This window comes from Clostridium sp. DJ247 (assembly GCF_014231265.1).
In genome coordinates this window covers 1-13,398 of the sequence record NZ_JABAIW010000056.1, presented here as the reverse complement: position 1 = coordinate 13,398, position 13,398 = coordinate 1, and the positions used below count along the sequence as shown (strand labels likewise).

The 13,398-nt window shown below is 31.0% G+C and carries 10 protein-coding genes, 1 tRNA gene and 1 other annotated feature; of the genes, 8 read left to right on the top strand and 3 right to left on the bottom strand.

Features of this window, described 5'->3' with window-relative positions:
* Window positions 1–44: 44 nt before the first annotated feature.
* The 7 genes from HGI79_RS18425 (at window position 45) to HGI79_RS23365 (ending at window position 8,187) form a co-directional block, all read left to right on the top strand.
* Window positions 45–1,721, top strand: coding sequence for a hypothetical protein (locus HGI79_RS18425; RefSeq protein ID WP_185652148.1), 1,677 nt, complete (start codon window positions 45–47; stop codon window positions 1,719–1,721).
* A gap of 343 nt (window positions 1,722–2,064) precedes the next feature.
* On the top strand, window positions 2,065–2,328 hold the full coding sequence (locus HGI79_RS18420) for an EscU/YscU/HrcU family type III secretion system export apparatus switch protein (RefSeq protein WP_185652147.1): 264 nt from the start codon (window positions 2,065–2,067) through the stop codon (window positions 2,326–2,328).
* Window positions 2,329–2,339: 11 nt separating this feature from the next.
* Window positions 2,340–3,026, top strand: coding sequence for a metallophosphoesterase (locus HGI79_RS18415; RefSeq protein ID WP_185652146.1), 687 nt, complete (start codon window positions 2,340–2,342; stop codon window positions 3,024–3,026).
* 210 nt (window positions 3,027–3,236) lie between these two features.
* On the top strand, window positions 3,237–3,938 hold the full coding sequence (gene sigI, locus HGI79_RS18410; RefSeq protein ID WP_185652145.1) for an RNA polymerase sigma-I factor: 702 nt from the start codon (window positions 3,237–3,239) through the stop codon (window positions 3,936–3,938).
* Window positions 3,939–3,948: 10 nt separating this feature from the next.
* Window positions 3,949–4,950, top strand: a complete 1,002-nt coding sequence (locus HGI79_RS18405; protein ID WP_207725845.1) for an anti-sigma factor domain-containing protein — start codon at window positions 3,949–3,951, stop codon at window positions 4,948–4,950.
* Window positions 4,951–5,093: 143 nt separating this feature from the next.
* The gene (locus HGI79_RS18400) at window positions 5,094–7,640 is read left to right on the top strand and encodes a glycoside hydrolase family 31 protein (RefSeq protein WP_185652144.1); all 2,547 of its coding nucleotides are present in this window, start codon (window positions 5,094–5,096) and stop codon (window positions 7,638–7,640) included.
* Window positions 7,641–7,653: 13 nt separating this feature from the next.
* The gene (locus tag HGI79_RS23365) at window positions 7,654–8,187 is read left to right on the top strand and encodes an alpha-glucosidase C-terminal domain-containing protein (protein ID WP_185652143.1); all 534 of its coding nucleotides are present in this window, start codon (window positions 7,654–7,656) and stop codon (window positions 8,185–8,187) included.
* A gap of 136 nt (window positions 8,188–8,323) precedes the next feature.
* On the opposite strand, the gene HGI79_RS18390 is transcribed toward HGI79_RS23365, so the two are convergent.
* Window positions 8,324–9,190 (bottom strand): DUF2225 domain-containing protein, encoded by an 867-nt coding sequence (locus HGI79_RS18390; RefSeq protein WP_185652142.1) that lies wholly within the window; start codon window positions 9,188–9,190, stop codon window positions 8,324–8,326.
* Window positions 9,191–9,353: 163 nt separating this feature from the next.
* Here HGI79_RS18390 and HGI79_RS18385 point away from each other — a divergent pair, with 163 nt between their 5' ends.
* Window positions 9,354–10,142 (top strand): GTP pyrophosphokinase family protein, encoded by a 789-nt coding sequence (locus HGI79_RS18385; protein ID WP_185652141.1) that lies wholly within the window; start codon window positions 9,354–9,356, stop codon window positions 10,140–10,142.
* A gap of 56 nt (window positions 10,143–10,198) precedes the next feature.
* On the opposite strand, the gene leuS is transcribed toward HGI79_RS18385, so the two are convergent.
* Window positions 10,199–12,637 (bottom strand): leucine--tRNA ligase, encoded by a 2,439-nt coding sequence (gene leuS / locus HGI79_RS18380; RefSeq protein WP_185652140.1) that lies wholly within the window; start codon window positions 12,635–12,637, stop codon window positions 10,199–10,201.
* Window positions 12,638–12,768: 131 nt separating this feature from the next.
* Window positions 12,769–12,981 (bottom strand) — a binding site (T-box leader).
* 103 nt (window positions 12,982–13,084) lie between these two features.
* Window positions 13,085–13,160 (bottom strand) — tRNA-Gln (locus HGI79_RS18375).
* Between the last annotated feature and the right edge of the window lie 238 nt (window positions 13,161–13,398).

Genomic DNA, 13,398 nt, shown 5'->3' with positions numbered 1-13,398 from the left:
TTTCTAAATTATTTTTAAAGTATATTGTAAAGGGGAAGATGATTGTGCCAGGAATATGGAATATAAATAGTGTTTATGATGTTAACACCAAAAGGATATCAAAGAAATTATCTTTCGAAATAGGAGAAAATTTTTTAGCCAGAGTTGTTAACTTAGATAAACTTACTGGTGAACTTCTTCTAAAGCTATTAGATGGGTGGCAGTTTTCAGCTAAGCTAGAAAAAAATATGGAAAGCTTACCTCAGGGGCTGATAAGGTTTGAAGTAGAAGGTTTTGAAGATGGAAAGTTAAAACTGAAATTAGTAAGCGATAGCAGCAAGGAAAATAAAACTGAGAAAGATTCTATCAATAGTTTATTAAAAGAAAATAGTGCAGATTTAGAGAAAAATGATTATACACTTTTGAGTAAAATGATAAAGCATAATATACCACTAACCAGAGAGAATCTTTCTAATGTAAAAAATATTATAGACTTCATGGGAAAGATCAAGCAGGACAACAACGAAGAAGAGGTCTTCATATCCAAGTATATTCAAAGTAAGAATATAGATACAAGCAGTAATGAGGGAAAGGAAATAAGAAATACTTTAAAGTCTTTCTTTAATGAATTAAAGGGTCTAACAGAAGATGATGTCCTTACATTTTTTGAAAATAGTATAGATATAACAGAAAAGAATATTAAGAGTTTTAATAATATATTTAAGGATTCTCTAGGTATATATAATAGTATTAGAGATATTGAAGAAACAATGAAAGCTTCAAGTAATGAAATAGAAAATAGTGAAGGTTTTAATGATTTAACAAATAAGGGCATAATTAGTGACACGGAAGAAAAAAGCATGATTAAGCCCAATATAGTAAATGAATCTAAAGATATCCATAACAGTGCGAGTATACAAAATAGTGATACTAAGAGTTTTGATGATCTAACGAATAAAAGCATAATTAATGACGTAGAAAAAGAAAATATAGTTAAATCTAATATAGTAAAAGAACCTGAAGATACCCATAATAGTATAAATATGAAAAATGATGATACTAAGAATGTAATATCTTATACTGATAAAGATAATATTAATCCCAATGGCGAGGAAAAAACTAAAGAAATATTAAGTAATCTAGAAAAAAGTAATAAAAATAATAGTATACTAACTAATAATATAGATGAAATTGCTAAAAGTATCAAAGAACAAGTAAGCTCTAAGACAGAAGAATTAAAAAATGTAATAAATAAACTATTGGAAAATAAGACAAATACAAATGGGGATATATATAATACTATATCTCAAGCTTTAGATAGAAATATAAATGATATGAAAATTTTTAATCAAGTTTCTAATCAATATTATTATTTAGATTTACCTATAAATTTAAATAATAATCAATATGAATGTAAACTTATGATTAAAGACGAAAGAAAAAAAGGAAAGAAAATAGATTCAACTAACGTAAAAATAGCTGCATCTGTTAACACTATTAATATGGGTGTAGTAGATGCTTATATAAGATTAAATAATTCTAATATGGATATAGATATAAAATGTAATAACCAATGGATTAAGGTTCTGGATAAGAGTAAGGAAAGTATTTTAGAAGGTTTATCTAAAATGGGATATAATGCTTATGTAAAAATAAGTGAAAAACAAGAAGAAATGAATATTGTAAATTGTAGAGAATTCTTTGAGGATAACAATTTAGGCATGCTTGATACAAAAGTATAGATAACCACAACTTAAATTTAACTTATACGTAGGGGTATATTACCAATGTTGAAGTCACATATAAATATTTTTTTATTAGTCTTAGCGAAAATTTGAGAAAAAATCTTAGAACTTTAGATATGTTTGAGGTACGAGTTTATCAAAGTTCTTAGATTTTTTTCAAATTTGAGCTTTAGACTAATTAAAAATATTTAACGTGATGAAACATGGTAATATATCCCGTAGTATAAGTTAAATTTCGGGCATGGGTATCTATATAAATGGATTTTACAATTAAACTATAACAAATTATAATGATATAGAGAAGTAAGTTTTTACACTTCATAAGCGGAGAGGTATTATTATGGATAACAGAAAAAAGGCTGCGGCATTAAGATATGAAAATGGGTATGATGCACCACTGGTAACGGCAGCTGGTATGGGGCATGTTGCAGATAAAATAATAGAAAATGCTCAACAAAATAATGTTCCTATAGTATATGATAAAGAGTTAGCAAACCTCTTAAATAATGTAGATGTGGGGAGTGCCATACCAATGGAATTATATGATGCAGTGGCAAAGGTTATAGCTTACGTAATGGATATAGATAAGAATATAGAAAAATAGAAGGTGATCAATTGGCACTATTTGCAATCTCTGACTTACACCTAGATTTAACTGGTGAAAAACCTATGGATATATTTGGTAATAAGTGGTTTAAACATGATGAAAAAATAAAAAATAATTGGATAAAGAAAATTACAGATGAAGACACAGTTCTAATAGCTGGTGACATATCTTGGTCTATGAAGATAGAAGATGGTATGAATGACCTAAAGTGGATTCATGAGCTTCCAGGTAAAAAAATTATAGTAAAGGGTAATCATGATTACTGGTGGAGTAGTATAACTAAATTAAATAATCTTTACGAAGATATGAAATTCATCCAAAATAACTTCTTTACATATGAGGATTATGGTATATGTGGAACTAGAGGATGGACTTGTCCTGGAGGAGAAAATTTTTCAGAACATGATAACAAGATATATATAAGGGAACTGATGAGATTAAAGTTATCTTTGGATTCAGCTAAGAAAAATGGTTATGATAAACTAATTGTCATGATACACTACCCTCCTATGAATGAAAAACTTATGGATTCTGGCTTTGTGCAGATATTTAGTGAATACAATGTGGAAAAAGTCATATATGGTCATTTGCATGGACCATCTCTTGCCAAGGCTTTTACTGGTGAAAAAGATGGTATAGACTATATACTTACTTCAGGTGATTTCATAAGTTTTGATCCAGTAAAAATTTTATAGATTATTATAAAACTATTATTACTGGCTCCTGCTTAGATAGTAGGAGTTTTATTTTTGTCACTGATGTTTAACTTTTTGAAAATATATAGTTTAATGATATAGAGATTAATTCATAATATAATAAAAATTTAGAAAATATCATTATATACCTCAGTTCAGTGAGAATTTCTATCGAATACATATTAAGTAGTTTTAAAGTGAGGTGGAGTGATGTTTTTTACCAAATCTCTTGAGGAACGAGTAAAAAAAGCAAAAAAAAATCAACAGGAATTAAATAAGTTAATCGAGTCATATAAACCTTTTATAGCTAGCACTATGCAGAAAAAATCAGGAAGGTTTCTAGAGTATGGATATGATGATGAACTTACCATCGGTATGATGGCCTTCAAAGAAGCTGTAGAGGTGTATGATGAAAGTAAGGGAAAATTTTTAACCTTTGCTAAACAGGTTATTACTTTTAGAGGTATAGATTATTATAGAAAAAATGAAAAACAAAAAGATAAGTTGTATTTACCAGAAATTTATGAAGTGGAAAACGAAATAGTATATAGTATGCTAGAAAATAAGTCAGTTGAAGAATATCAAAACCAAAAAGAGAATGAAATGATAAAATTGGAACTTTTGGAATATAAGAAGGAATTAAAAAACTGGCAAATTGAGTTTTATGATTTGGTACAAGCTTCTCCAAAACAAGACAGACTTAAAAAACTTTATAAGAAAGTTGCTCAATTTATTGTACAAGAACAAGATATACTAAATGAGTTAATAAGTACAAAAAGACTTCCGATAAAAGAAATACAAAAAAATATGCTTATACATCGTAAAAAGTTAGAACGAGGACGAATTTATGTTATAGCACTAGTAATTGTGTTAATAGGAGATTATACATTGATACGAGAATACATAGATTGAAGGTGAAAGTATGAAAGGAATTGTATTAGAAGAATTAAAGGATAAGCTTATTGTATTAACAAAAGATGGGGAGTTTATAGAAGTAGATAAACCTAATAATTCTGCAGACATTGGAGAAGAAATCGAAATTAATATGGCAAAAAGAAAAAGAAAACAAATTTTTAAAGGTCTTGTTTCTGCTGTAGCTGTATTTTTACTACTCTTCATAGGAAGTTACAGTGCATATGGCTATTATATACCACAAGGATATGTAAATGTAGATATAAACCCAAGTGTTGAAATTTCTTATAATTTATTTGGAACGCCTATAAAACTGCAGGGATTGAATGAAGATGGAAATAAGGTCATTAAGAAGATAGGTAAATTTAGTCATAAGTCTATAGATGTTGCAGTTGATGAGATTATTAAAGCAGCAAAGGAAGAGAAATTTATTTCAAAGGAAAAGGAAAATATAATTCTAATAACTGTAACGGAGTTAAATAAAAAAATTGATGATGAAAGTTTAAGAAACTCAGTGGATAATTATATTGATGAAAATAAGATAATGATGAAAACGATTTTCCTGAAAGGAAACAAAACAATATATGGAAAGGCTAAGGAACAGGGTATATCTCCTGGTAAGCTTATATTAGCAGAACAAGCAGTAGAAAAAGATTCAGGAAATGAATCCAATGATGTTAATGAAAAATCTATAAGAGAAATTATGGATATAACCAATAATGAAGAGGAGAAAAAAAATAAACCAAATAATTTGCAAAAAGAAAAAACAGATAAAGAAATGTCTAGTAATACTAACTATAAAATAAAAACAAGTACATATCAAAAAACAAGAATAGAAAAAGAAGAGAATAAATCTGTAAACATACAAAGTGGAAAGAAAGAAAAAGAGGAAGAGAAATCAAAAGGAGAACAAAAAGAGGATAAAAACCAACAAAAAGAGATATATTCAATTAAACAAAAAGAAGATAAAGAACAACATAAACAAAAACAAGAAAAAGAGAAAGAAAAGTAAAAAAGATGAGAAAAATAAAAGAATCACAAAGGTACCCCCGAAAAATATGTAGAATCCTGCGTATACGTATATAGTAATGTTTATTAGAAAAAATATATAGTTTCTATCAAATATTACAACTATGTTATATAAGGAGTGATATTATGTTAAGAAGGAAAAAAAGATGGGTATCAATATTTTTAACAATGAATCTACTATTTGGAACAATGGCTACAAGCATATTGGTACCTACTACTCATGTTTTAGCAGAAACACAACCTGAAGCAGACACCCCTTTAAACAAAAATAATATTCAGCCATTATCAGTTCAATCTGTTGAGGCTTTAGAAAATGGAGTAAAGTTAAACTTAGGAGAATATACTGGATATATTAGATTGTTTTCTGCTGAGATGGCTAAGATATCCATAGTGAAAAATGGAGAAGAAGAATTTGTTTCTTCTGGTATAGCAAAGAAAGATTGGGATATACCAAACTTTAAAGTAAAGGAAACAAAGGATGAATACAGTCTATCTACGGATAAAATTACAGTTATGATTCACAAAGCTCCTTTTGGAATAAAGTTCTTGGATAAACAGGGAAATGTCATCAATGAGGATGCCGTACAGGGTTCTGGTTATGAGAATGGCAAGCCTTTTGTTTTTAAGAAAACCGAAAAGAATGAAAACTTCTATGGGTTTGGTGAACAATCAGGCGGCCTTAATAAGCGTGGAAAAAGCATAGGATTATGGAATACGGATGCATATTCCTATAATAAAAATACAAAGTATCTATATACTACAATTCCTTTTTTCATCGGACTAAAAGATAAAAAAGCTTATGGTATTTTCTTTGACAATACATATCGTTCTTACTATGAAATGGCAAGCGAAAGTGATGACTATTATTACTTTTATGCTAACGGTGGAAAGCTTACATATTATTTTGTCTATGGACCTGAAATAGAACATGTCATAGATAAATATACAGAGCTTACGGGAAAAATTGAGTTACCTCCTATGTGGTCATTAGGATTCCATCAAAGTAAATGGGGATACACTCCTGAAGAGATTGTAAATGTAGCTAAAACTTATGAAGATAAAAAAATTCCATTGGATACTATGCATTTTGATATTGACTACATGAACGGTTACCGTGTATTCACTTGGGATGATAGGTATAAAGAAGCGATAAAGACGCTAAAAGACCAAGGGTTACACGCTATTGCTATTAATGACCCTGGTGTAAAAGTTGATGAAAATTTTGATGTCTATAACCAAGGAGTGCAGAATGACTTCTACGCAAAAAATCCTGATGGATCTATCTATGTAGGTCAAGTATGGCCTGGTGCATCCGCTTTTCCTAATTTCTTGAGGACTGATGTGAAAAGTTGGTGGGCTAATAACCTAGGTACACTTTTAAATAATGGGGCAGACGGTATTTGGAACGATATGAACGAACCAGGTATTTTTGATGGTCCTTTCCATACTGCACCACTTGATACTGTGTTTAAGACAGATGATGGTGAAGAAAAATTGCATACAGAAGTTCATAATATTTATGGACATGAAGAAGCAATAGCAACTTATAATGCTTTTGAAAAGCATAAACCTAATACTCGTCCATTTGTTTTAACACGTGATATGTATGCAGGAACACAAAAATATGCTGCACTTTGGACAGGAGATAACGTAAGTAACTGGGAACATCTGAAAATGTCTATTCCGATGAATGGAAATATTGGTTTATCTGGTGTTCCATTTGTAGGAAATGATATTGGTGGTTTTGCTAAGCCAACACCAGAAGATCAGCCAACACCAGAATTGTTTGCTCGTTGGATAGAAGTTGGTGCTTTCTTACCATTTGCCCGTGACCATTATGATAACAGTGCAAAATCTGGAGTAATGAATGGACAAGAACCATGGCAATTTGGTAAAGAAGTTGAGGATATCAGCAGAAAGTATATTTCCATGCGTTATCAGCTATTACCGTATTTGTATGACCAATTTAAAGAATCATCTGAGAATGGACAACCAGTTCAACAGCCTCTTGTTTACCAGTTCCAAGATGATCCTAAAACTTATAATATAGAAGATCAATATATGTTTGGTGATTCAATGATGATGGCTCCAGTTGTTCAGCAAGGTCAAACTTCTCGTGAAGTTTACTTGCCAGCAGGTGCAAAATGGACGGATTATTGGACAGGAAAAGAGTATGATGGAAACCAAACTATTACGATAAATGCTGACTTAGGAACTTTACCAATTTTTGTGAAGAAGGATTCTATCATTCCTAGCCGTGATGTACAGCAACGTACAGGTGAAAAGAAGTTAGAAAACTTAGTTCTTGATACTTATTTGGAAGATAAATCAAGCTACAGCTTCTATGAAGATGATTCAGAAACATTGGATTACAAGCAAGGTGAGTACAATATTACTAACTTTGAAGTGAAAAAGGATGGTAAAGACATTCAATTTAAGCAAGATAAGAAAGTACAAAAGTATAATTCAGATATACGTTCTTACACATTGAAGCTTCACAATGTAGAAGAACCTAGAAAGGTTGAAGCTGGTTCATCTAAATATGATGCTGTAGATAGCGTGGATGAGCTAAATAATAAAGAAAAAGCTTATTACTTTGACGGACAATCAAAAACACTTTATGTAAAGATTCCAGTAAATGAAGGAGAAAAGCTTCAAATTCATATAAAATAGAAGGAATCAGTATATGAAAAATCTAATATCTAAAAAGTCACTATCTATAGCACTTACAGCAACTTTGCTTTTTAATTTTACTTCAGGTGTACTGGCAAAAGGGTCCGCATCTCCTGCAGTAAATAATGATAACCTGGGTGTATATTATGAGCTGTATGTTAATTCTTTTTATGATACAAATAAAGATGGACATGGAGATCTTAAAGGAATTATAGAAAAGCTTGACTACTTAAATGATGGGAATAGTCATACAAATTATAAGGACTTGATCCGTATTCGTCAATCATCTTCAGCTTTGATAAAAGGGGATATTAAGGAATTTAAAACTGGGGATAGTAGGGTAATGGGTTATACAAGAACCTATGAAGATGATTCTGTACTTGTTTTACACAATCTTTCAAGTGAAACAGTTACAATCAACTTAACTGATGAAGAGTTTAAAGATTGTAAAGTCATGTTTTCTACTTCTCAACATGAAAAGATAAAACATGCTGATGGGAAAATTCAAATTACCATACCAGCATATACAACGATTTTATTAAAATAAGAATTACTATGCAATAGTATCTACTACTGTTAAAGAAAAAGTTTTCCTTTCCTCATTAATTAAAAGGAGTCAGCACTTTTTATTAGTGTTGATTCCTATTTAGTTTATATAGTTATAAAAAGTTACTGAAAAGCTTTTATTTAAAGAACCTTGAAAAAAATCCTTTTTTATCATTCTTAGATTCTCCTTGAGATTCATCTGTTAACCCTTGAGATTCTGACTCTTTTATTAAGTCTCTTTGATCTCTAGTACGATCCTTAAGTTTCTGAGGAGCACCAGGTGTTGAGATAACCCTGCTAAACCAAATTAAAGCCTCATCATTATTGCCAACTCTTCTATTAAGCTCTCCTATAAGATACATACAAGAGAATTTATTCATTTCGTAGATAGGAAAATCTTCATTGTAAAAAGCCTCATTAAAGCCCTCTAGGGCCTGTTTTAAGAATGTAAGCTCATTAGCTTCATCCTCCATTAACCTATACATCCAAGCTAGTTTTAAACAGTTCATGGCCTTCTTGCTTGCCTTTGCTTCCATCAAAACATAGTTTAGGAGGGAAAGTTTATATCTTTCTATAGCAATATTAATATCATAGATTTCTGGATAACTCTTATTTCGCCATTTAGGACTAACTTTTTGTTTTATAGCTTCTGCATGATAATTTCGTATCTTATGAAAATCACCTTTCATAGCAGAGTATCCACACTTACCACATATCCATACATCATAGAAGTAGGGATTAATTACACTATATCTAACAAAAGAATCTGAATCCCTTCCTAAAACTCTATAAGATGAAGTTTTAATTGCTCTAGCTTTAAAACTGTTCTCACATACAGGGCAAGTAACTTGTACATCATACAAAAGAGATTTCTGCTTATCTTTGCTTTGTTCTAGTTCCTCTTTACTTACTTTATTCTTATTATTTTCCTTTTTATATAGGTCTATGTTGTCTATATCATCAAATCCGAAGTCCTCTAGACCGGAAAAAATGTCTTTTGACATACAAACATCACCTTCGCTAACTTTATTTTTGTAATCTTATTATATCAAAAGTTGGGAAAAAATTATATTATTTATTTTAAGAATAATATACTATAATAACAATAGTAGTATAATATAGATAATAGCATATACTAAAATGATATTTACATAGGGGTGAATGGCTATGGCTATAGGAGAATGGAAAACATTTCTAATACCGTATGAACAGGCGGTTGAAGAGTTAAAAGTAAAATTTAGAAGTATACGAAAAGAATATAGAAGGAAGAATGAATATTCGCCTATAGAGTTCATTACTGGGAGAGTAAAGGAACTATCAAGCATATTGGAAAAAGCAAATAAATTTAATATACCATTAGATAGAATAGGTTATGAGATGGAGGACATAGCTGGCATAAGAGTAATGTGTCAGTTTGTTGATGATGTAGAAAAAGTAGTAGAAATAATCAGAGCCAGAAAAGACATGCAAATTATGTATGAAAAAGACTACGTTACCAACGTTAAAGAAAGCGGATACAGAAGCTACCATATAATCATTAAATATCCCGTAAATATGGCGGATGGAGAAAGATCGATACTTGCAGAAGTTCAAATTAGAACACTAGCAATGAATTTTTGGGCAACCATAGAACATTCTTTAAATTATAAATACAAGCAAAAAATACCTGAAAATATCAAACTAAAGCTTAAATCAGCTGCAGATGCGGCTTTTCAGTTAGATGAACTAATGCTTGAGATTAAAGATGAAATAAAAGACGCACAAAAATTATTTGAAGTAAAATCTAGCCTTGTATCAGATATTATGAACAATATAATCACTTTATCTTCTATGGGAAAATTAGCTGAATCCACAAGATATAAGATGCAGTTAAATAAACTTATTGAAGAAGGAGAAGTTTATGAGTTGGCAAATTTATTAAAATCTACTGAAAAAGTTCTGGAAATGTATAAGTGAAGTTACAGCTTATATATAAATTACCCCCAATGCTTTAAAAAGCATTGGGGGTAATATTATTTTGCAACTATATTAACAAGTCTACCTTTGACAACTATAATCTTTTTGACTTCCTTACCTTCTAAAGAAGCTTTTATATCATCATTGTTTAATGAAATTTCTTTGATTTCATCTTCAGATAAGCCTGTAGCTATATTCATTTTTGCTCTTATCTTACCGTTAACTTGGATAGCGATTTCAACTTCATCCTTAATTAAAGCATTTGGGTCAAGTATAGGCCAACCTTCGTTAAATACTGAGAAGGACATTCCTATAAGTTCCCATTGTTCCTCAGCAAAGTGAGGAGCGAATGGAGCAATTAACTTTATAAAGTCAACTATTACCTCTTCTAGGAATACAGTATTTTTAACTTCTTCAGATAGATATTTTGAAAGCGTATTAGTATATTCCATAAGTCTTGCTATAGCAGTATTGAATTGGAATTTATTTGCATCTTCAGACACAGCTTTTATAGCAAAGTGTCTCATATAATTTAACTCTTTTTCAGCTCTATCCAAGGTAGTTTTGGTATTTTTAGGATTATTTAGTTCTTCTCTAGATGAATCTAGAATTCTTTCTATTCTATCTGCAAATCTTGCTATAGATTTAATACCATCGTCACTCCAAGCTCCGCCTTCAGTATAATCAAATCCAAACATTAGATACATTCTAAATACATCTGATCCATATTCAGTTATATAATCATCAGGAGATATGGTGTTTCCTTTGGATTTACTCATTTTTTGCCCGTCAGGACCAAGAATTAGTCCTTGGTGTCTTAGAGATAAGAATGGTTCATCAAAGTTTAAATAACCCATATCTCTTAAAGCTTTTGTTATAAATCTAGCATACAAAAGATGCATACATGCATGTTCAGGGCCTCCTACGTACATATCTACAGGAAGCATTTTATTTATTTTTTCTGTATCGAAAGCTTTTTGGCTGTTTTTATTATCAACATATCTTAAGTAATACCATGAAGAACATACAAAAGTATCTAAGGTATCAGCTTCTCTTTTAGCAGGTCCGCCGCAGTGAGGACATGTTGTATTTATAAACTCCTCAGATTTAGATAAAGGTGATTTCCCATCAGGAGAAAACTCCACATTATATGGAAGTTCTACAGGAAGCTGTTCCTCTGGTACTGCTACTGCTCCACACTTATCACAATGTATTATAGGAATAGGGGTACCCCAGTATCTTTGTCTAGAAACTAACCAATCTCTTAATCTATAGTTAATTTTTCCTGAGCCAAGTTTTATACTTTCAAGTTTTTCAATTATAGCTTTCTTGCCTTCTTCACCTGCAAGACCACTAAACTCTTCACTGTTAACCATTTTACCATATTCAGCATATGGAAGAGTATCTCCGCCTTCAATAACTCTTTCTATAGGAAGTTTATATTTAGTTGCAAAAGCAAAGTCTCTTTCGTCATGAGCTGGAACTGCCATAACTGCTCCAGTACCATAAGTATTTAAAACATAATCAGCAACCCATATAGGTACTTTTCTTCCGTTTATAGGATTTATAGCATAGGAACCAGTAAATACTCCAGTTTTCTCTCTAGTAATAGACTGTCTTTCTATATCAGACTGTTTTTTAGCTTGTTCTTTATATTCTTCAACTTGAGCTTTACAATCAGCAGTTGTAAGCATATCAACTAAATTATTTTCTGGTGCTAAAACCACATAGGTAACACCAAATAAAGTATCTACTCTTGTAGTAAATACATTAAAGTCTAAGTCTAAATCAGCTACTTTAAAGGTAACCTCTGCCCCAATTGATTTTCCAATCCAGTGTCTTTGCATAGCCTTAGTTTTTTCAGGCCAATCAAGGTTATCAAGATATTGAAGTAATTCCTCAGCATAATCTGTAATTTTTAGGAACCACTGAGTTAGATCCTTTTTAGTAACTTCAGTACTACATCTTTCGCAGGCTCCATCCACCACCTGCTCGTTAGCAAGTACTGTATTACAGCTAGGGCACCAGTTTACAGGAGCCTTTTTTCTATAAGCTAAGCCTTTTTCATAAAGTTTTAAGAATAACCATTGATTCCATTTGTAATATTCAGGAAGACATGTTATTACTTCGTTTTCCCAATTAAACATAGCCCCCATGGCTTTCAATTGTTGTTCCATGGTATCAATGTTCTTCATTGTAGAATCTTTTGGATGTATTCCTGTCTTAATTGCATAATTTTCAGCAGGAAGACCAAAGGCATCAAATCCCATTGGTTGAAAAACATTATAGCCCTGCATTTTTTTCATTCTAGCCCAAGAATCAACTGGACCATAGTTGAACCAGTGACCTGCATGAAGTTTGCTTCCAGATGGATATGAGAACATCTCAAGTGTATAAAGTTTTTCACCTGGATTATTCTCGTCAAATTTATAAAGTTCAGTTTCTTCCCATTTTTTTTGCCATTTTTTATCGATATTGGTGCCGTAGTTGCCCATAATATCGCTCCTTTCCTTCGGTTTGTCATATATTGAATCTTAACGTTTAATAATTAAAGTAAGTATTTGTATTCATTTTAGAATAATATTACATATAATTTACATAATAAAAAGCCTTTCGTCTTATCTTCAAAAGAGACGAAAAGCTTATATTCCGCGGTACCACTCTTATTAAACTAAAGTAAATCTTTAGTTTCACTCAAAAATATAACGGTTTTAACCGTATCTGCTTTTCTGCAGACAAGCTCCAAGGCGAGTTCATGACTCTTTCTGTACTGTTTTGCACCTACCAACAGCTCTCTTTTAACAAAAAAAGTATTACTATTCCTTTTCAATGCTACTATTAACTTAGTTAGTTCAAATTTTATAATAATGCTAATTCTTTGTCAAGGTTTAATAAAGATTTAAGTTTAAAGTAAAAAAGAACTCTTTGTAAGAGCTCTTTTATGGCTGCCCATGCTGGATTCGAACCAACACAGTGCCTGAGTCAGAGTCAGGTGCCTTACCATTTGGCTAATGGGCAATATTGTATGTGAACAAAGTATATTATATCATATTATAAAAAAATGTCAATATTAAATTAAAAAATTATCCATTGGAATACCAGCTCTAAGCCCCTCTTCGCCAAGGAGGCTGTCAAGAGGGCTGCTGTGCACTGGGTTGATTCATTGGAGTTCACTTTATAGATAACCACGCCCGAAATTTAACTTATACTCCAGGATATATTACCATGTTTCGTCACGTTAAATATTTTTAATTAG